Below are 19,695 nucleotides of genomic sequence, written 5' to 3'. Positions count from 1 at the left end.
GTGCTGCGACAGCCGTTGGTGGGGCCTCCGCGGTGCTCACCGAGCCGCCACGGTAGCCGTCAGGAGCACCATCCCCGAGTCCCCGTAGTCCGGCAGCGTCGGATCGGAATCGATGTGATGGACCGTCAATTCGACGGTCAGCGGAGCGAATACGGCCCTCACGGTCGCCGGGTCCACGGGGCAGCCCGGCCACCGCGACGCCGGCCCGATCCGGTACGTCGGCAAGTTCTCCATGAACGCCGCCACCAGACTCCCGCCCGGCGCGACGCACCGCACGAACGCGCGGCAGAAGTCCGCGAACTCCTCACGGTCCTCGGTGGCCCCCTCCGCGACGAAGTGCATCGACGCCAGCCCGTATCCGCCCCGTTCGAGGGCGCGGACGTCCTGGTGGACCACGTGCACGGGCGCGAGCGACCTGGCCAGCGTGGCGGGCAGGTCGGGGTTGAGGCGTCGGCACAACGCGTGGAAGGGCAGCCAGCTCGCCTCCGGCCCGCACAGGATCTGCCGCTCCAGGTAGGCGATGTTGCCGGCGCCCGCCTCGACGGCCTCGATGCGGCGGCTGGCGGCCGACGCGAGGATCAGCGGGTAGAGATTGGGTCCCGCGCCGAACTCCACCGACCGCGCGATCTCGCCCGGTGCGAAGCGGCGGTAGAAGGCCGAGTGGTGGGCGATGACGGCGGCGTCCGAGGGGTGCAGCTCGCGGTAGTTCTCCGCGAGGTAGTCCGCGACCGGCCAACGGTCCCAGTCCACGTCGTCGTTGTGCGTCGTCATCACCCACTCACCTCTTGGGCCGTCACCGACACTCACCCCTTCGACCGCAGCCGGAACCTGGCGGCCAGCCGCGACAGCGTCGCCGTGAGCCGCTCGATGTCCTCGTCGGAGTTGAGCGCCGTGATCTGGACGCGGAAACCGACCCGGTCACGGGGGACGAGGGGATAGGCGGCGAGGGTCACGTAGATGCCCTCCTCCCACAGGAACGCGGCGACCGCGTCGAGGTCGGACGGGTCCGCCAGCGGGATCTCCACGATGGGCAGCCGGTCCCTGTTGAGGGTCAGCACCTCCAGGTCGTCGAGATGGTCGAGCACCCGGACCGTCTTGCGGTACAGCTCGGCCCGTATGACGTCACCGCGACGCTCGTTGACGTCCAGACCGGCCAGCACGGTCGCGAGGGACGCGGTCGGCGACGGTCCCGAGTACAGATAGGGGGCCGCGGCCGTCTTGAGCCGCTCCTTGAGCCCGGTCGGCAGCGCGAGGAAGGCCAGCAGCGAGGAGTACGCCTTGGAGAAACCGGCGGTGAGGACGATCCCGTCGTACGTCTCCCCGGTGTGCCGCAGCACGCCGTTGCCGCGCGAACCGTACGGGCAGCTCTCGTCGGGGCCGCGCTCGCCGAGCACCCCGAAGCCGTGCGCGTCGTCCACGTAGAGCGTCGCGCCCCGGCTGCGGCACACGGCCGCCAGCGCGGGCAGGTCGGGCACGTTGCCGCTCATGCTGTTGACGCCGTCGAGGCACACCAGGCGGGGGCCGCTGCCGGGCACCGCGGCGAGCAACGCGTCCAGTTCCTCGGGACGTTCGGCGTGGAAGCGGCGCAGGGTGGCGCCCTGGCCGCGGGCGGCGACGCACCCGTCGTACACGGTCCGGTGCGCGGCCGCCTCGACGAGGACATGGCCGCCCTCGGCGAGCACCGGGATGACGGAGGAGTGGATGAGGGTGAGCGTCGGCAGCAGCAACGTGTCGGGGGCGCCCAGGAGTTCGGCCAGCCGCTCCTCGATCTCGGGGTAAGGCCGCGGGCTGCCGATGAGCCGCGACCAGCTCGGGTGGGTGCCCCATCGGCGCACCATGGGCTCGATGCGGGCGGCGATCTCCGGGTCCCAGTCGAAGCCGAGGTAGTTGCAGGACGCGAAGTCGATCAGCCAGTGGCCGCGGCTGCGGATGTGCCGGCCCCGCACCTCGTCGAGGACCGCGTCGCTCATCAGGCTGGTACGCCGCAGATGCTCCAGGTCGGCCCAGCGCACCGCCCGTTCACCCCGCACCGGCGTCTTCCCGGCGGCGGGCGCCCCGTTGCCGGCGGTCGCGCTCCGGACGCCTTCCGGCTCCCGCAGTACCCGTTCGCTCTGCTGCACCGTCATCGGCCGGGCGAACAGATAGCCCTGCCCGAACCGGCACCCCATCCCCGCCAGCAGGTCCCGCTGCCCGGGCTCCTCGATCCCCTCGGCGATCACCTGCATCCCGAGCGTGTCGGCGATGCGCACGATGCCCTCGACGAGCGCGACCTGCTGCGGGTCGCGTGTGATGTCGTCGATGAACGTCTTGTCGATCTTCAGCACGTCGATCGGGAAGTCCCGCAGATAGCGCAGCGAGGAGAAGCCGGTGCCGAAGTCGTCCACGGCGATGTGCACGCCCAGCTCCTTGAGCGCCTGGAGCACTCCCTGGATCTGGATGTCGTGACGCAGCAACAGCGTCTCGGTGAGCTCCAGTTGGAGTGACCCCGGCGCCAGCCCGGGCGTCCTGAGCGCCTCGCCGACCTGGTCGACGAAACCGGCGTCGCGGAACTGCCGGGCGGAGACGTTGACGCTGACGTATGGCGGCTCGCCCGGCCGCGGCAGCCGTTGCAGGCCCGCGATGTCCTGGACCGCGTTCTCCAGCACCCAGGAGCCCAGCACCGCGATGTGTCCGGTCTCCTCGGCCAGCGAGATGAACTGCTCCGGCGACACCGGCCGGCGGCGCGGGGACGGCCAGCGCACCAGCGCCTCGAAGCCGACCACCTCGCCCGCGGTGATGTCCACGACGGGCTGGTAGCGCAGCGCGAACTCCTTTCCGGCGACCGCCTGGGCGAGCCGGCTCTGGAGGTCGTGCCGCTCGACCATGCGGCTGTGCAGCAGTGGCTGGAAGCGCCGCCACTGCCGCTTGCCGGCCGCCTTCGCCGCGTACAGCGCCAGGTCGGCGTGGCCCAGCAGTTCCTCCGCGTCGGTGCTGTCCCGGGCCGTGGCCACCCCGACGCTCGCGGAGACGGTCACCGACTCCTCGCCGAGCACGAACGGCCGGGTCAGCGTCTGGATCACCTGTGCCGCCAGCAGCTCCGCGTCCAGCGGCTCGCGCGCGTCCTCCATCAGCACCGCGAACTCGTCGCCGCCGAGCCGGGCCGCCGTGTCGGTGCGCCGCAGCGCCTTGGACAGCCGGCTGCCGACGGCCATCAGCAGATGGTCGCCCGCCGAGTGCCCGAGGGTGTCGTTGACCAGCTTGAAGTCGTCCAGGTCGATGAAGAGCAGGCAGGTCAGGGAGGACTCGCGGCGGCCGCGCAGCAGGGCCCGCTCGATGCGCTCCAGCAGCAGGGTCCGGTTGGGCAGGCCGGTCAGGGAGTCGTGGAAGGCCCGCTGGGTCAGCTCGTGCTCCAGGCGCCGCTGCTCGGTCACGTCGCGCAGGGTGACCACGAGTCCGGCGACCGTGCGCTCGTCGCGGAAGTCGCTGCACCGCACCTCCACCTCGACCCGGCCGTCCCGGTGCCGCACCCACCAGTGGTCGTGGGTGGCCCGTGGCCCGCTCTCCCGTACGGCGTCGAGCTGCCGGGCCGCCCGGTTGCGGTCGCGCGGGTCGACCAGGTCGGGCAGGGAGGCCCCGACGAGGTTCGTGTGGCCGAAGACGGAGGCCGCGGACGGGCTGGCGTAGCGGACGGTGTTGTCGTCCTCGACGATCAGGATGACGTCGGAGGTGTTCCGCACGAGCGTACGGAAGTAGGCCTCGTTCTCGCGGCGGACGATCTCCTGGCGCAGCGCGACGCGCTCGACGGCCAGGCCCGCGTGGGAGGCGAGGATCTCCAGGGAGGCCCGCGTCTCGTGCAGCGGCTGGGGCGGGCCGCCGACCAGCAGCACCCCCGGGATCTGTGCCGCGGGCCGGTCGGGCGGTGTCATCGGGCAGGCGAGGACGGCGGGCAGCCCCCCGAAGCCGGCGGCGAGGACGCCGTCGATCTCGGCGCGGGACATCATGCGGCTGCCGTCGGGGGTGAACGCCGCGGCCCGCTCGGCGAGCAGCAGCCGGGTGCGGTGGCGCACCGTGGGGCCGAGCAGGGTGTCGACGGCCGTCTCGCAGGACCGGGCGACCTCCTCCAGCCGTACCGCCGAGACCAGCGAGGCCCCCGCCCGGCGCAGTGCCAGCTCCCGCGCCACCGCCTTGCGGTGGACCACGACGATGCCCGCCAGCCGCAGGATGACCAGCAGGAACAGCACACTGGAGAAGCCGGCGATCACGGCGGCGTGGTGGGGTGAGCCGGTGAGCCCCTCGTGGAGCAGGACGGCGGGCGCGATGAGGGTCGCGGCGGCCAGCAGGAGCAGCCGGCGCGGCCGGGGGAGCAGCGACACCTTCTGCGGTACGGCCGCGGTCAGCGCCACCATCGACGGATGCAGGGCGGCCAGTCCCCACGCCGTGTAGAAGACGATCCACCCGGTGTCCAGCAGGGTGCCGGTCTCCCACATGGAGTTCAGCTGGAGGATGCCGTACGCGATGTCGAAGCCCAGCAGTGTCGCGGTGCCGACGAACAGCAGCTGCACCGACCGGTTGTGGCCGTCCACCGGGCTGGGGGTGAGCAGCCGGGCCAGCAGGGCGAGGACCAGCACGTCACCGAGCGGGTAGGCGATGCTGATGGCCCGCTGCTGCCAGGTCTGCCCCTCCACCTCGGTCAGCGGCTGCACCAGGTACACCCACACCGGCAGCGCGAGACCGCTGGTGAGGATGAGCGCGTCGAGCAGGCTCGGCAGGTCGTGGCCCGACCACCGGTAGCGGACCAGGCCGGACAGGCCGATCGCGAAGAGCGGGTAGGTGGCGAGGTAGCAGGCGTCCGCGGGGGAGGGGAACGGGTTGGAGGCGCCGAAGTAGTCCTCCATCACGTTGTAGTACGTGTCGCCCGCGGTGAAGGTCAGCAGCCCGGCGGCGAGCACCCACCAGGGCCAGCGGTGCGCGGGGCGGTGCAGCCGGCTACCGGTGAGTACGGCGGCGACACCGGAGAGTCCGATGACGGCCCACAACGGCGTACGCGCGCTGGGAACCGTCAGATAGACGAGGGTGGCGACGGCGACCGCCGCGATGTAGGCCGCCATCAGCCGATGTGCCGGCAGCAAGGGCAAGCGCCTCCCCCTGTGGCGGAGACCGGGCCGTCCTACCTGGTCCGGGATCCTTACCGATCGTAGGCACCCCACCCGGACGGCTGCATCCCGAGCCCCACGGGCCTCAGCGCTCGTGGAAGCGGCGGTGCAGCGCGTGCACCTGCTCCGTGAGCTCCGGCACCGGCCCGTCCACCACCACGTCCGGCGCCACCTCCCGCACCGGCAGGGCGCGCACCGGAGCCGCGGGCACGCCCAACTGGCCGAGCCACTCGACCAGTTGCTCGGAGGAGGCCGCGTACACGATGCGGCCGAGACCCACCCAGGCATGCGCGGCGGCGCACATCGGGCAGTGCTCGCCGGAGGTGTACACGGTCGCCGCCGCGCGCTCCTCGGGGGTCAGGCGGGCCGCGGACCAGCGCGCCAGTTCGAACTCGGGGTGCCGGGTGCGGTCCCCCGAAGCGACCCGGTTGTGGTCCTCGGCGAGCACCGCGCCGTCCCCGCCCACCAGGACCGAGCCGAACGGCTCGTCCCCGGCCTCCAGCGCCTCGGCGGCCAGCTCCACACAGCGGCGCAGATACGGCAGCTCCTCGTCCTTCACGACCATGGCGTACGGCCCTCCTCGACCCGGCGGCTGCGGAATGTTCCCGGACATCATGGCCCGTAAAGGTGTTGCCCCGGGTGCCTCCTGGTGCTGGAGTGAACCCATGGATCATGACGCGGTGCTCGCCCTGTACGACCGGGACATGCGCGAGGGCGCGCAGCCGGACAGTCCGGAGTCCCGGATCGAACGGACGGGGAAGGTGGTCCGGCAGGTCTCCACCGCGCAGGGCTGGAACGGCGTGGTGTGGTCCGACCTGGACGCCGGCAGCGCGGACGCCGCGATCGCCGAGCAGATCGCGTACTACTCCGGGCTCGGTCACGAGTTCGAGTGGAAGCTCTACGGCCACGACCTGCCCGTGGACCTCGGACAGCGGCTCCGGTCGGCGGGGTTCACTCCGCAGCCCGAGGAGACCCTGATGATCGGTGAGGTCAACGACCTCACCCTGGACGCCGAGCCGCCCGAGGGCATCCGCGTCCTGCCCGTCACCGACCAGGCCGGTGTCGACCTCGTGGCCGACGTGCACGAGGCGGCCTTCGGCACCGACAGCACCCGGCTGCGCCACCAGCTGCTGGCCCAGCTCACCGCCGAGCCCGACACCGTGGTCGCCGTCCTCGCCCTGGACGGGGACACCCCGGTCAGCGCGGCCCGGATGGAGCTGGTCCCCGGCACCCGGTTCGCCGGCCTCTGGGGCGGCGGAACCGTCGAGGCCTGGCGTGGTCGCGGCATCTACCGCGCCCTGGTGGCCCTGCGGGCCCGCGAGGCCGCCGAACGCGGTTACCGCTACCTCCAGGTCGACGCCATGAGCACCAGCCGCCCCATCCTGGAACGCCTCGGCTTCGAACCACTGACCACGACGACGCCGTACCTGTACACACCGTGACGTAGCGCACGCGGACGGGATGTCACGCCGGTGCCCGCCCGATCCGTCGCAGAGTCATGACGACGAACCGGAGCGAACCCAGCAACAACCAGAGCCAGAGCATCCTGCTCGCGGGTGCCAGTGGCGTCCTCGGCCGGCACATCACGCGCGCTCTGACCGAGGCCGGGCACAAGGTCACGGGCCTCGGCCGCGGCCGGGACAACGGCGTGCGGGCCGACCTCATGGACCGCGACGCCGTGCTCCGCGCCGTCGACGGTCACCACTTCGACACGGTGATCCACGCCGTGACGGCCCTGAGCAAGCCGCCCCTGCGCCACCGCGACATGTACGCCACCGACGCGCTGCGCATCGAGGGCACCGCCCATCTGATCGAGGCGGCGCACGCGACCGGCGCCCGCCGCTTCGTCGCGGAGTCGATGGTCTTCGGATACGGCTACGGCGACCACGGCGACCGGGAGCTCGCCGAGGACGACGCCTTCGGCCCGCGCGGCACGAACCCGGAGTTCGAACGGCACCTCGCCGGGATGCGCACCAAGGAGCGGCTGACCTTCGAGGCCCCCGGTCTGGAAGGCGTGGCCCTGCGCTACGGCGCGTTCTACGGCCCCGGCGGCACCGAGAACCTCCTGCCCATGCTGCGCAGGCGGCAACTGCCCGCCCCCGCCGACCACGGCCACGTCGTCCCCTGGGTCGAGCTGACCGACGCGGCCCGCGCGATGGTCGCCGCCGTCGAGCACGGCCGCCCCGGCCAGGCCTACAACATCGCCGACCGCACACCCCTCGGGTTCCGCGCCCATCTCCTCGCCGTGGCGGAGGAGTTCGGGCTCCCGAAGCCGCTGCCCGTGCCGCTGTGGATGATGCGTCCGATGTCGTACGCCCACGCGATCATGGCGTCGACCTTGCGGGTGTCCCTCGCGAAGGCGGAGCGGGAGCTGGGCTGGACGCCGGTGTACCCGTCGGCTCGGGAGGGTCTGGCGGCGTTGCGGGCGGCGGCCTGAGCCAGGAGATCCCTCCCCTTCCAGGAGGGAGAGCCTTTCAGAGGTCCAGCTGGTACTCCACCGCCTTGTGCGTGGGTACGTAGCCGAGGGCCGCGTTGACCGCGAGCATCGGCGCGTTGCTGTCCGCGGTGTCGGTGAGGAGCCCGGCGAGGTCCGGGTGCCGCTCGCGGGCCCGGCGGATCGACGTCGCCTTCATCCAGCGGGCCAGGCCCCGGCCGCGGTGTTCCGGCAGGACGGCCGTGCCGTAGTGCTGGCCGTCGCCGAGTCCGTCACCGGGCACCACCAGTTCCGAGAAGCCGACGATCGACCCGTCCCCCCTGTCGACCGCGGCGACGGTGTGCAGCAGCTCCCCGCGCCGCGCGACCGCCTCGGCGGCCGCGACCACGCGCTCGACGTCCCACACGACCGTGCCGTAGTCGGTGCCCTCCATCGGCATGTCGTCCATGGCGCGCCGCGCATCGGCGTAGGACCGGGCCAGTTCGGCGGGAACCGTGCCGTCCCACTCGGTCAACTCGTAACCGGGCTTGTCCTGTTCGGCGAGCGCGGTGAGGTCGACGTCCTTCAGCGCGAGCCGCGCGTACGTCAGCGACAGCACCCGGCGGAAACCCCGCGCGGCGAGGAACTCGTCGGCGGGGGAGCCCTGTTCGGCCTGTGCGATGACCGACCGCCGCCCCTCGGTCCGGGCCGCGGTCACGGCGGCGTCCAGCAGCCGGGTGCCGACTCCGTGTCGCCGCTCGCCGGTGTGCACGGCGATCTCCAGTTCGGCGAGATGCTCCTGGCCCTCCTTGGTGAACAGCCGGAGGAAGGCGGACCCGACCGGTGCTCCGTCGGTGCCCGAGGCGAGCCAGGCAAGCCTGCGGCTCGACGTGCCGGGTTCGGGGTCGGCCAGGGGCGTGATGCGCAGGGTCAACGGGGCTCCGTCACGGTCGGGTTCGGGCGGCGAGCCCGCCGAAGCTAGCCGCCGCCCGACTCCGTACGCAACGGGTTATCGACCCGTCTCCTGCGCTCAGCGCCGCACCCTCGACCGGTCCAGCGCCGCGACACCCACCGCGGCGAGGCCGATCTGGATCAGCCACTCGACCCAGTCCACGCCCTTGGTGTCGGCCACGTCGAGCCCCGCCGCGATCGCCGAGCCGAGCAGCGCGGCGACGATGCCGACGACGATGGTCAGCAGGATGCCGATGCGCTGCCGACCCGGTACCACGAGCCGGCCCAGCACGCCGATGACGATGCCGATGACGATGGCACTGATGATCCCCGAGATCTCCATCCCAGCCCCTCCTCTCCAGACCCCCGCACCCGTTCACATGCCCCCGGAAACCGGTAACAGTCCGTGCCGTTTCAACCAACGGCCAACGTGGGGTCAAACGTTGACCTGGTGTGGGAAGTGGCGTCTGTTCAGTGCTCTGGCTGCCATGTACCTTTCAAATCAACGGTCAGGGATTCCTTCGACCGAAGTTCTACGCGCGCAGATCTGCCCCAGGTCTACGCGTGTAGCCCGGCCCGCACCCGCTCCCGCCCCAACCCCACTCGGAGGTACGCCGGATGCCCCAGCTCCCCAGATCCCGCCACAGACTCACCACCGCCCTCGCGGCCCTAGGTCTGCTCGTCACGGGCGCCGCCGTCGAGACGTCCACGGCCACCCCGGCCGCCGCGGCCACCCCGCACCGCATCCTGTTCGACAACGCCCACGCCGAGACGGCCGGCAACGCCGACTGGATCATCTCCACCAGCCAGCCCGACCCCCTGGGCGAGGACTCCTCCCCGTCGGCCGAGACCGACTGGACCGGCGCCCTCTCCTCCTGGGGCGTCGCGCTCCAGAAGACCGGCAACTACAGCCTGAAGACACTGCCCTCCGGTTCCAGCCTCACCTACGGCGGTTCCGGCGCCCAGGACCTGGCGAACTTCGACACGCTGGTGCTGCCGGAGCCCAACACGCTGTTCACGACCGCCGAGAAGACGGCGATCATGAACTTCGTGAAGAACGGCGGCGGCCTGTTCATGATCTCCGACCACACCGGCGCCGACCGCAACAACGACGGCGAGGACGCGGTCGAGATCCTCAACGACCTGATGACCAACAACAGCGTCGACTCCACCGACCCGTTCGGCTTCTCCATCGACTCGCTGAGCATCAGCTCCGACTACCCGAGCGCGATCAGCGACAGCACCAACCCGGTGCTGCACGGCTCGTTCGGCACCGTCACCAAGAGCCTGATCGCCAGCGGTACGACGGCCACCCTCAAGCCCGCCGACAACTCCTCCGTCAAGGGCCTTCTCTACCGCACCGGTTACTCCGGCAACACCGGGGCCTTCTTCGCCACCAGCACGTTCGGCAGCGGCCGCGTCGCGTTCTGGGGCGACAGCTCGCCCATCGACGACGACACGGGCCAGTCCGGCAACACGCTCTACGACGGCTGGAACGACTCCGGCGCCACCAACGCCGCCCTCGCGCTCAACGCCACCGAGTGGCTGGCCGGCGCGAGCGGCAGCGGGGGTGGGGGCGGCGGTGGTAGCACCTGCACCGCGGCCCAGCTGCTGGGCAACAACGGCTTCGAGTCGGGCAGCAGCACCTGGAGCGCCAGCAGCGGCGTCATCACGAACTCCGGCAGCCAGTCCGCCCGTTCGGGTTCCTACTACGCCTGGCTCGACGGCTACGGCTCCGCGCGCACCGACACGCTGTCGCAGGCGGTGACCATCCCGTCGGCCTGCACCACCGCCACGTTCAGTTTCTATCTGCACGTCGACACCGCCGAGACCAGCACCAGCACCGCCTACGACACCCTCAAGGTGCAGGTGCTCAACAGCTCCGGCACGGTCCTCGGCACCCTGGCCACCTACTCCAACCTCAACGCCGCGAGCGGCTACACCCAGCGCAGCTTCAGCCTGGCGGGCTACGCCGGCCAGACCGTGACACTCAAGTTCACCGGCACGGAGGGCTCCACGCTCCAGACCTCGTTCGTCCTCGACGACACGGCCCTCAACGTCAGCTGACCCTCGCCGCGGCCCATCCGGTCGCGGCCACCACCTCGGCCGCGATGTCGATCACCGTGCGCCCGTCGGTCACCACCCGCAGGGTGCCGGCGGGCGCACGCTCGTCCAGCATCCGCGCCTTGCGCGCGCTGCCGAGCAGCTCCCGCTCCAACTCGGACCCCAACTCCCGCCCGGTGAGCCGCTGCCGGGCCGTCTCGTCGGTGGCGGTGAGCAGAATCCGTACGATCCGCACGTCGTCGCCCATGACCCGCCGCCACATGCCGGTCGCCTCCGCCAGCACGGACACGGTGTTCGTGTAGACGAGCCTCCGGTACCCGAGTCCGGCGTAAGTGGCCCACACGGCAGTGATGTTGCGCTCGGCGACGAGCGCCCGGTGCGGATCGCCGGCGGGCGCGGGATGCACCGCTCCCATGAAGTCCCCGTCGAGCACGGCGTGCGCGACCTCGGCGCCCCGCAGTCGCGCGGAGACCTCCCAGCCCACGGTCGTCTTCCCGACCCCGGCCCGGCCGCCGATGAGCAGTACCTCGGAGTGGTCCATGGGCTGAGCGTGCCAGCCGGCCTCCAGGGCCGGATACTTCTTTTCCGTGGAGGAGATGCCGCTGGAGGGCGGAGCCGTCAGTGGGGCCGTACGGATCGGATCGACCGTGCGCCGCGTCCCGTCGGCCGGATCGGAGTACGTCCGCGAGCTGCTGGCGCTCTTCGCGGAACGGGGCTGGGAGGGTGCTCCCCGGCTTCTGGGGACGGACGAGCAGGGCCGGGAGGTGCTCGCATATCTGGAGGGGCGCGCGGCCGTGAGCCCGGAGGAGCGGGCCGCTGCTCGCCGTGACGAGACGCTCGTCCGTGTCGCCCGGCTCGTCCGGGAGTTCCACGACCTCACCCACGGCACACCGTTGGCGGGCGACCAGGACGTCGTCTGCCACAACGACCTCGCGCCCAAGAACACCGTCTACGCGGTCGACGGCACCGGATGGCGGCCGCTGGCCTTCGTCGACTGGGACCTCGCCGCCCCCGGCGAACGCGTGCACGACGTGGCGCATCTCTGCTGGCAGTACCTGGACCTCGGGCCCGGCGTGACGGACGTGGCGGAGGCGGCGCGCGGCATGCGGCTCGTCCGTGACGCCTACGGACCGACCGGCGGGGCCGGGCTGGTCGAGACGGTCCTGTGGTGGCAGGACCGGTGCCGGCGAGGCATCGAGGCCGGGGCGGAACGGGGTGAGCCGGCCCTGGTGGCGCTGTGCGAGCGCGGGGCTGTGGATGAGGTGCGGGCCGCGTACGAGTGGACCGCCCGGCACCGGCGGGAACTGGACGCGCGACTGCGCTGACGGCGGTCGGCGTTGACATGCAGGTGATTACCTGCATAACGTTGAGTGTGCGATCAGAGAGCGACCCGGGGTTGGACCAGGTCTTCAAGGCGCTGGCCGACGAGACGCGCAGGCGGTTGCTGGACCGGCTGCACGAGGAGAACGGTCAGACGCTCGGAGAGCTGTGCGAGCGCATCGCCATGACGCGGCAGTCCGTGACTCAGCACCTGTCCGTCCTGGAGGCCGCCAACCTGGTCAGCACGGTGCGGCGGGGGCGGGAGAAGCTGCACTACCTCAACCCGGTCCCGCTCCACGAGATCCAGGAGCGGTGGATCGACAAGTTCGAGCGCCCGCGCCTGAGCGCGCTCGGTGCCGTGAAGCGACGAGCCGAGGAAGCCATGACCGACAAGCCCACGTTCGTGTACGTCACCTACATCCGGAGCACCCCCGAGAAGGTCTGGGACGCGCTCACCGACGCGGACCTGACCGCGGCCTACTGGGGCCACGGCAACGTCTCCGACTGGCAGCAGGGCTCCCGCTGGGAACACGTCCGTACGGACGGCTCCGGCATCGCCGACGTCGTCGGTACCGTCGTGGAGAGCGACCGCCCCCACCGCCTCGTCACCAGCTGGGCCGCGCCCGAGGACGAGGGGCAGGACGACAAGTACTCCCGGGTCACCTTCGACATCCAGCCGCACGGCGGCATCGTCCGGCTCACGGTGACCCACGAGGACCTGCCCGACGACGGTGCGCTCAGTGACGTGTCCCAGGGCTGGCCGGCGGTGCTGTCCAACCTCAAGTCCCTTCTGGAGACCGGCAGTCCGCTGCCCGAGGAGCCGTGGCTGATGCCCAACGGCTGAGCCGCGCGTGAAACGGCCGGTCCGCGGGGCGCGGACCGGCCGGAGTCCTGTCCTTTCCGAACGTTCGGGGTCGGGTGCCCCCTGCTGTCACGTCCTGGTGGCGCTCTTCGCCGCCGCGCTGGTGCACAACAGCCCGAGGATCACGGCGAGGCCGCCGATGATGATGTTGTTGAGCGCGACCCCGGTGTCCGGGCTGTCGCCGACGACCCACGGGGCGACGATCATCCAGACGCCGACCGCGCAGAACGCCCAGCTCAACCCGTACATGCGCTCCGGGGTCTGGGTGAACCCGAGGGCCAGCAGGCCGATCGCGATGCCGACGATGAGGTTGTGCGTCACGAGGGCGGGCTGGCTCGTCGTGTAGTGGAGTATCCAGGGGGACACGGCGCAGTACAGACCGAGCAGGAACACCGGTCCGTCCACGAGCGCCACATCGCGACCGCCGAGCATACGGGCGTACCGTGCCCGCATTTCGGAAACATCGGGGTGACTGGTCATGTCACCCCGGGTGGGCGAGACGTTGGCCATGACTCGTCTCCTTCTGACTCGCAGGCTGACCGCGTCTGCTGCGGTGTGCGGTAAGCGCCGCCTGCGTACATTCTGCTCTTATTTTTCTTTTATGTGTAGATGTCCGTTGCGTCCCGCCGAGGGTGAGGCGACGGCCCCCGGGGAGCGCCGACTCTCCCCGGAGGCCGTCACGGAGCGGGCGCCGGTGCGCACACCGCGCCTCGCCTTCTACTTCGGCCGCTGTCAGGGTTCCGGATGCGGGTCCGGCTCCAGGAACCCCCGCAGCTGACGCAGCCCGCGCCGGGCATGGCTCTTCACGGTGCCGAGCGGCCAGCCGGTGCGGTCGGCGATCTGGGTCTGGGTGAGGTCCGCGTAGAAGGCCAGCCGCAGCACGCGCTGCTGGGCCGCCGGCAGCCTGGCCAGCCCGTGCTGCACGACGACCCGGTCCAGGACCGCCTCGGCGTGCCCGGCGGCGGGGGCGGCCGGCCCGTACGCCGAGCCCACGGCCGCCACGAGCTCCGTACGGCGCGTACGGGCGGACAGCGCGTCGGCGATCCTGCGCCTGGCGATGCCGACGATCCAGCCGCCGATCGCCCCGCGCTCGGGGCGGAAACCCCCGCGCCCGCGCCACACCCCGAGGAACACCTGCTGGGTCACGTCCGCGGCCTCCTCGGCGTCCCCCAGAGACCTTCGCGCCAGCGTGTGCACCAGCCCGGACCAGCGACGGTAGGCCTCCGCCAAGCACGCCTCGTCGCCCGCCACCAGCCCCCGGGCGACCTCCTCGTCGGCGAGGGCCGCTTCCCCGGTCGCCCATCGGGACGCGGGGGCGGTGATCGGCTGCTCGGTCATGGCGACGGCTCCTCACTGATCGGAACGCCTCACCGGGACTCGGCCCGGTTCGCCCATGGTGGGAGCCGTCGACCAAGGTCATCAACTTGCATCGGTTCTGCGTCGTATATTCGCGCCATGAGTGAGCCGCCCGAGCACGGAACTCCCGCGGAGAGGGCCGAGCAGGCCTCCCGGACCGCCGACGTCCCGCTCACCACCGGCGCCGTCGCCCGGCGGCTGGGCGTGTCGCCGACCACGCTGCGCTCCTGGGACCGCCGCTACGGCATCGGGCCCGCGGTACGGGACGAGGGACGGCATCGGCGCTGGAGCCCGCGGGACATCGAGGTCCTGGAGACGATGTGCCGGCTGACCTCGTCCGGGGTGCCGCCCGCCGAGGCGGCCCGCGCCGCCCGGTCCGGCACCGGTGCGCCCGGCCCGGCCGCCGAGGTGCCCGCGCGCGAGTCGCCGCGCTCCCGGGCGGCCGGCACGCTGCCGCTCGGGGACGTGCGCCAGGAGTGCCGAGGGCTGGCCCGCGCCGCCGTCCGGCTCGACGCCCCGGCAGTCGAGGAGCTGCTCGCCGCGGCCGTGGAGCAGTACGGCGTCGTCGCCGCCTGGCACGAGGTGATGATGCCCACCCTGCACGCGGTGGGGCGCAAGTGGGCGTCCTCCGGCGACCGTTACGTCGAGGTCGAACACCTGCTGTCCTGGCATGTCTCCACCGCGCTGCGCCGCCGCACCCCCACGGTCCCGCAGACGGCGGCCGGCCCCGTCGTCCTGGCCTGTGTGCCCGGCGAACAGCACACCCTGCCCCTCGAAGCGCTCAACGCCGCGCTCGGTGAACTCGGCCTGCCCACAAGGATGTTCGGCGCGGCGGTGCCGGGGGAGGCGCTCACCACCGCGGTGCGGCGACTCGGGCCGTCCGCCGTGTTCCTGTGGGCGCAGGCGCGTTCCACCGCGAACCTGCCGCTAGCCCGTCACGTCGCCGCCACCCGCTGGGGTGTGCGGGGCGCCCGCCGGCAGCCCGTGGTGGTCGTCGGCGGGCCCGGCTGGTCGGGCGCGGCGGCGCGCGAGATGCCGTGGCCGGCGGCCCTCAAGGACGCGGTCGAGCTGCTGTCCGCCGCCGCGACCGGCGCCTGACGGAGACCTCGGTCAGTCGAGTCCGCGGGACCGCTTGAAGCGGGCGAGACCGTCGGAGAGGTCGACGATCGGGTCCGGGTAGTCACCGAGGGCGGCCCGGTCCAGGCCGCGCAGCTTCCACGGCTCGTGCACCGACGGGGCGTCCAGCTCCGCCAGTTCGGGCACCCAGCGCCGTACGTACGCGCCCTCGGGGTCGTACCGCTTGGCCTGCGTGACCGGGTTGAGGACCCGGTTCGGTCGCGAGTCGGTGCCGGTGCCCGCCATCCACTGCCAGTTGAGCTGGTTGTTGGCGATGTCGCCGTCGACCAGGAGCTCCAGGAAGTACCGGGCGCCCTCGCGCCAGTCGACGTACAGCGTCTTGGTGAGGAAGCTCGCGGTCAGGAGGCGGCCGCGGTTGTGCATCCAGCCCTCGTGACGCAGCTGGCGCATCGCCGCGTCGACCACCGGGTAGCCGGTGCGCCCCTCCTTCCAGGCCTCGATGTCCTCGCCGGCCCTACGTCCGGACCGCCAACGGTCGTGCTTCGTGCGGTAGTCGGTGAGGGCGGCGGCCGGGCGGGCGGCGAGCACCTGCCGGTGGAAGTCCCGCCAGGCGAGCTGCCGTACGAAGGCCTCGGCGCCCGGTCCGCCGGACTTGCGCGCCCGGTGGGCCAGTTCGACCGGGGAGAGCGTGCCGAAGTGCAGATGCGGTGAGAAGCGGGAGGTGGCGTCGCCGGCCAGGTCGTCGTGGCGGTCCTCGTACGCGCCGACGCCGTCGCGCAGCCAGGACGTCATCCGCGCCCGGCCCGCCGCCTCACCGCCGGCGGCCAGGCCCGCCGAGACCCCCGACAGCCCGGCGCGCGAGGGCGGATCCTCCGAGCCGACCCCGTCCGGGACCCGGATCGTGCGCGGCGCGGCCATCGGCTCCCGCAGCCGTACGCCGCTCCAGTGCCGGAAGTACGGGGTGAAGACGGCGAAGTGGTCGGAGGCGGCCGGGGCCAGCGCGCCCGGGGCGACCGCCGAGGTCACCGTGTCGTGGACGTGCAGGCGGCGGCCGTCCGCCTCCAGGGCCCGCCGGAGCCGCTGTTCACGTCGCTGCGCGTAGGCGCTGAAGTCGGCCGCCATGTGCACCTCGTCGGCGTCCGTCTCCGTGGCCACCCTGCAGACCTCCTCGACGACGTCACCGCTGCGGACCACCAGGCGGCCGCCCCGCTCGCGCAGGCCCGCGTCGAGGTCCCGCAGACAGTCGGCGAGGAAGGCCAGCCGGTTCGGGGCGGCGAACCCGGCGTCCGTCACACCCCGGTCGCGCACGAACAGCGGCACCACCTGACGCGCCTCGTGCGCGGCCCGCAGCGGCGGGTGGTCGTGGAGGCGGAGGTCCGAGGTGAACAGGACGATCGAGACGTGCATTGCGCGGGCTCCGGGTGAGGGGGGACGGGCGACGGGGTCAGCGGCGGGTGGGGGCGGGGCGGTGCGCGGGTTCGGCCGACGCCCGGGCCGCGGCGCGGGCGATGTTGCGGGCCATGCCGCCGAAGACGAGGGCGTGGAACGGGGAGACGCTCCACCAGTAGAGGTGTCCGAGCAGGCCGCGGGGGTGGAACAGGGCGCGCTGGCGGTAGCGGGTGCGGCCGCTGTCGTCGGTCCGGGCGTACATCTCCAGCCAGGCCGGACCCGGCAGTCGCATCTCGGCGCGCAGCCGCAGCAGCCGCCCCGGTTCGACCTCCTCGACCCGCCAGAAGTCCAGCGAGTCGCCGACCCGGAGCCGGGCCGCGTCCCGCCGCCCCCGACGCAGCCCGACCCCGCCGACGAGACGGTCCAGCCGGCCGCGCAGCGCCCAGGCGAGCGGGAAGGAGTACCAGCCGTTCTCCCCGCCGATCCCCTCGATGACCCGCCACAGGGCGGCGGGCGGGGCGTCGACGTCGATCTCCCGTACGTCGGTGTAGAGGCTGCCGCCCGCCCAGTCGGGGTCGGTGGGCAGCGGGTCGCTGGGGGCGCCCGGAACGGACGCCGAGGACCAGCGGGTCGCCACCTGCGCGTCGCGGACCCGGCGCAGGGCCAGCCGGACGGCTTCGTCGAAGCCGATCGGGTGGCCCGGCGGATCCGCCACGTACCGGGCGATGTCGTGCTCCTGGCAGACGACCTCGTGCCGCAGGGACTCCGTCAGCGGACGCGCGATGGACGCCGGCACGGGCGTCACCAGACCGACCCAGTGACTGGACAGGCCGGGGCTGAGCATCGGCACGGACACGATGAGCCGGCGCGGAAGCTCCGCGACCGCCGCGTACCTGATCATCATCTCCCGGTACGTCAGCACGTCCGGCCCGCCGATGTCGAAGGCGCGGCTCACGTCGGACGGCATCCGGGCGCTGCCCACCAGGACCCGCAGCACATCGCGCACCGCCACCGGCTGGATGCGGGTGCGCACCCAGCTCGGGGTCACCATCACCGGCAGGCGTTCGGTGAGGTGGCGCAGCATCTCGAAGGAGGCCGAGCCCGAGCCGATGACGACCGCGGCCCGCAGCACGGTGGTGGGCACCCCGCAGGACAACAGGATGCGGCCCACCTCGGCCCGGGACCGCAGATGCGGCGACAGTTCCCGCTCGGGCACGTCCGCGGGGGTGAGCCCGCCCAGGTAGACGATGCGACGCACGCCCGCGGCACGGGCCTGCTCGCCGAAGATCCGGGCGGCCCGTCGGTCGGTCTCCTCGAAGGTGTCGCCGGTGCCCAGCGCGTGCACCAGGTAGTAGGCGACGTCGGTGCCGCGCAGCGCTCCGGCGACCGCGTCGGCGTCCAGCACGTCCCCGCGTACGACCTCCACGTCACCCGACCACGGCTGGTCGCGGAGTTTGCCGGGGGACCTGGCCAGGCAGCGCACCCGGTACCCGGCGGCCAGCAGCTCGGGCACGAGCCGGCCGCCGATGTAGCCCGTCGCGCCGGTCACCAGACAGCGCGGCGGCGCTCCGGTGTGTTCGTCGTTCATCTGCCGCAGACCCTTCGTGTCACGTCCCCCAGTGATCACTTCCACGTCTGGGGCCGTATCGGATGCGGTCTCTTCCGCAGATGGACTGTCCGCGGCGTTCCCGGGCAACCGCACAGTATGACGGTGGCCCGTCATACCGCCGTCGTACTGAACGGAAGATCGATGTCGGAGGTGATCGCCGATATGGGTGCGAAGGTGTTGGAGCGGTTCCCGGCAGGCGCTCCACGCGGATCGTGGCCGGCGGAGGAGTACGCGGCGCAGCGCCGCGCCCAGGGTGAACCCGCGACGGTCGTCATGGACCTGAAGTCCGACGCGTTCCTCGTGGTGCTCCAGGGCGACGACGACTGACCGGACCTGTCCCGACGGCCCTCACCCGCAGGTCACCGGTCAGCGTCGTCCCGACCGGACCCCGCCGCTCGCCGGGCCCGGCGCACGAACACCTCGTGCAGGTCCTGAGCCGCTCGCGGCACGGACTCGGCCCGGCGCCGCTGGAGCATCAGCAGCACCCGTGTCGTGTCACCGGCGATCGGCCGCCAGGTGATCGTGCCCTGCCGCTCCAGCGGGTCGCCCACCACACTGAAGTCCGGCAGCACCGTCGCCCCGAGCCCCTCGGCCACCATCAGCTTGCCCATCTCGGCGCCGTCGGTGGAGTAGGAGAAGGACGGGCCGCGACCGCGCAGCAGGCGGTGCACATAGCGGTGCATGACATATCCGGTCCGCATCGCGATCAGCGGCTCGGCCAGCAGATCGTCCACGGTCACCACCGTGCGCGCGGCCAGCGGATGGTCGGGCCGCAGACACACCACCGGCCGACCGCGCAGCAGCTCCGTGGACTCGATGCCCGCCGGGACGTCGTCGCCGTCCAGGTGGTTGACCAGGCCGAGATCGAGACCGCCCTCGGCCAGCGCCCGGTGGATCTCGGTCTGCTGCGCGCCGACCACCTCGACCTGGGTGTGCGGATGGCAGGCGCGGAAGTCGCGCACGGCGGGGATGAGCAGCGGCACGGTCGCCGCGTTCACCGTGCCCACCCGCACCATCCGGCTGATGCGGTGCTGCTCACCCGCCGCCGCCCGCAACCGGTCCACCGCGTCCAGCACGTTGACGATGTGCGGCAGCAGCTCCCGCCCTTCCGCGCTCATCGTCGCGCCCGAGCGTTTGCGCTCCAGGAGGTCCACGCCGAGCTCGCGTTCCAGATTCCGCACGGTCTCGCTCAACGCGGGCTGGGAAAGGCGCAGTTCCTCGGCGGCCCGGCGCAGGGAACCGAGCCGGGTCACCGCGGCGATGTATTCGAGCTGTTCGGTGCGCATGCCAGGCAGAATGCGGCCCATTTCCCGGCACGTTCAAGGGTTTCCCTGTCACACCTTCGTGAAATTCAATGGTCCGCGATACGAGACCGGTCGGGTTTACCTTGACGGCCCCGACCGGCGACTGTCACGATCGAGGACATGAAGATGCGACTGGACCTCACGCGGCGACGCCATGTCGACCTCGCACGCGTCTCCAGCGCCTCCTGTTGCCCCGCGGCCTGAGCACTGCTCAAGGT

The 19,695-nt window shown here is 72.3% G+C and carries 19 protein-coding genes; 8 read left to right on the top strand and 11 right to left on the bottom strand.

What is annotated here, in order from left to right; all coding sequences use genetic code 11:
* Positions 1-36 precede the first annotated feature (36 nt).
* From EJC51_RS06190 to EJC51_RS06180, 3 genes are all read right to left on the bottom strand, one after another.
* Complete coding sequence (locus tag EJC51_RS06190; RefSeq protein ID WP_126270101.1) at positions 37-771, bottom strand: class I SAM-dependent methyltransferase; 735 nt, start codon at positions 769-771, stop codon at positions 37-39.
* Between the two features lie 32 nt (positions 772-803).
* On the bottom strand, positions 804-5,087 hold the full coding sequence (locus tag EJC51_RS06185) for an aminotransferase class I/II-fold pyridoxal phosphate-dependent enzyme (protein ID WP_126276837.1): 4,284 nt from the start codon (positions 5,085-5,087) through the stop codon (positions 804-806).
* Between the two features lie 130 nt (positions 5,088-5,217).
* Positions 5,218-5,697 (bottom strand): nucleoside deaminase, encoded by a 480-nt coding sequence (locus EJC51_RS06180; protein WP_126270100.1) that lies wholly within the window; start codon positions 5,695-5,697, stop codon positions 5,218-5,220.
* Between the two features lie 100 nt (positions 5,698-5,797).
* Between EJC51_RS06180 and EJC51_RS06175 the strand changes: the two genes are divergently transcribed.
* Positions 5,798-6,574, top strand: coding sequence for a GNAT family N-acetyltransferase (locus EJC51_RS06175; protein WP_126270099.1), 777 nt, complete (start codon positions 5,798-5,800; stop codon positions 6,572-6,574).
* A gap of 56 nt (positions 6,575-6,630) precedes the next feature.
* Positions 6,631-7,569 carry an NAD-dependent epimerase/dehydratase family protein gene (locus EJC51_RS06170; protein WP_126270098.1) on the top strand — a complete coding sequence of 313 codons (939 nt, stop codon included), beginning with the start codon at positions 6,631-6,633 and terminating at the stop codon, positions 7,567-7,569.
* A 37-nt stretch (positions 7,570-7,606) separates the two neighbouring features.
* Here EJC51_RS06170 and EJC51_RS06165 read toward each other — a convergent pair whose 3' ends face one another.
* Both EJC51_RS06165 and EJC51_RS06160 read right to left on the bottom strand, forming a co-directional pair.
* On the bottom strand, positions 7,607-8,479 hold the full coding sequence (locus EJC51_RS06165) for a GNAT family N-acetyltransferase (RefSeq protein WP_126270097.1): 873 nt from the start codon (positions 8,477-8,479) through the stop codon (positions 7,607-7,609).
* A gap of 96 nt (positions 8,480-8,575) precedes the next feature.
* Entirely contained in the window at positions 8,576-8,839 is a 264-nt protein-coding gene (locus tag EJC51_RS06160; RefSeq protein WP_126270096.1) for a GlsB/YeaQ/YmgE family stress response membrane protein, read from the bottom strand.
* A 275-nt stretch (positions 8,840-9,114) separates the two neighbouring features.
* Here EJC51_RS06160 and EJC51_RS06155 point away from each other — a divergent pair, with 275 nt between their 5' ends.
* Positions 9,115-10,563, top strand: a complete 1,449-nt coding sequence (locus EJC51_RS06155; RefSeq protein ID WP_126270095.1) for a M6 family metallopeptidase — start codon at positions 9,115-9,117, stop codon at positions 10,561-10,563.
* Here the strand turns inward: EJC51_RS06155 and EJC51_RS06150 are convergent.
* Positions 10,556-11,101, bottom strand: a complete 546-nt coding sequence (locus tag EJC51_RS06150) for an ATP-binding protein (protein ID WP_126270094.1) — start codon at positions 11,099-11,101, stop codon at positions 10,556-10,558. The genes EJC51_RS06155 and EJC51_RS06150 overlap by 8 nt on opposite strands.
* Positions 11,102-11,156: 55 nt before the next feature.
* Here EJC51_RS06150 and EJC51_RS06145 point away from each other — a divergent pair, with 55 nt between their 5' ends.
* Positions 11,157-11,885: a phosphotransferase gene (locus tag EJC51_RS06145; RefSeq protein WP_126276836.1), complete on the top strand. Its 729-nt coding sequence runs from the start codon at positions 11,157-11,159 to the stop codon at positions 11,883-11,885.
* A 71-nt stretch (positions 11,886-11,956) separates the two neighbouring features.
* Entirely contained in the window at positions 11,957-12,724 is a 768-nt protein-coding gene (locus EJC51_RS06140) for an ArsR/SmtB family transcription factor (protein WP_126276835.1), read from the top strand.
* A gap of 87 nt (positions 12,725-12,811) precedes the next feature.
* Here EJC51_RS06140 and EJC51_RS06135 read toward each other — a convergent pair whose 3' ends face one another.
* Positions 12,812-13,252, bottom strand: a complete 441-nt coding sequence (locus EJC51_RS06135) for an SPW repeat protein (RefSeq protein ID WP_126270093.1) — start codon at positions 13,250-13,252, stop codon at positions 12,812-12,814.
* Positions 13,253-13,474: 222 nt separating this feature from the next.
* On the bottom strand, positions 13,475-14,080 hold the full coding sequence (locus EJC51_RS06130) for a sigma-70 family RNA polymerase sigma factor (protein ID WP_126270092.1): 606 nt from the start codon (positions 14,078-14,080) through the stop codon (positions 13,475-13,477).
* Positions 14,081-14,197: 117 nt separating this feature from the next.
* On the opposite strand from EJC51_RS06130, the gene EJC51_RS06125 reads away from it, so the two are divergent.
* A complete protein-coding gene (locus EJC51_RS06125) occupies positions 14,198-15,196 on the top strand; it encodes a MerR family transcriptional regulator (RefSeq protein ID WP_126270091.1) in 999 nt (332 codons plus the stop codon).
* A gap of 12 nt (positions 15,197-15,208) precedes the next feature.
* On the opposite strand, the gene EJC51_RS06120 is transcribed toward EJC51_RS06125, so the two are convergent.
* Positions 15,209-16,582, bottom strand: a complete 1,374-nt coding sequence (locus EJC51_RS06120) for a cryptochrome/photolyase family protein (RefSeq protein ID WP_126270090.1) — start codon at positions 16,580-16,582, stop codon at positions 15,209-15,211.
* A 37-nt stretch (positions 16,583-16,619) separates the two neighbouring features.
* A complete protein-coding gene (locus tag EJC51_RS06115) occupies positions 16,620-18,152 on the bottom strand; it encodes an SDR family oxidoreductase (protein WP_126270089.1) in 1,533 nt (510 codons plus the stop codon).
* Between the two features lie 162 nt (positions 18,153-18,314).
* Between EJC51_RS06115 and EJC51_RS06110 the strand changes: the two genes are divergently transcribed.
* Complete coding sequence (locus EJC51_RS06110) at positions 18,315-18,500, top strand: hypothetical protein (protein WP_126270088.1); 186 nt, start codon at positions 18,315-18,317, stop codon at positions 18,498-18,500.
* A gap of 32 nt (positions 18,501-18,532) precedes the next feature.
* Here the strand turns inward: EJC51_RS06110 and EJC51_RS06105 are convergent, their stop codons facing one another.
* Positions 18,533-19,459, bottom strand: coding sequence for a LysR family transcriptional regulator (locus tag EJC51_RS06105; protein ID WP_207924888.1), 927 nt, complete (start codon positions 19,457-19,459; stop codon positions 18,533-18,535).
* A 138-nt stretch (positions 19,460-19,597) separates the two neighbouring features.
* Here EJC51_RS06105 and EJC51_RS49535 point away from each other — a divergent pair, with 138 nt between their 5' ends.
* Positions 19,598-19,681, top strand: coding sequence for a putative leader peptide (locus tag EJC51_RS49535; protein WP_356352894.1), 84 nt, complete (start codon positions 19,598-19,600; stop codon positions 19,679-19,681).
* The last annotated feature ends 14 nt before the right edge of the window (positions 19,682-19,695 follow it).

It is taken from the genome of Streptomyces aquilus (assembly GCF_003955715.1).
Classification (GTDB): Bacteria; Actinomycetota; Actinomycetes; order Streptomycetales; family Streptomycetaceae; genus Streptomyces; species Streptomyces aquilus.
This window is presented reverse-complemented; position numbering and strand designations above follow the sequence as displayed.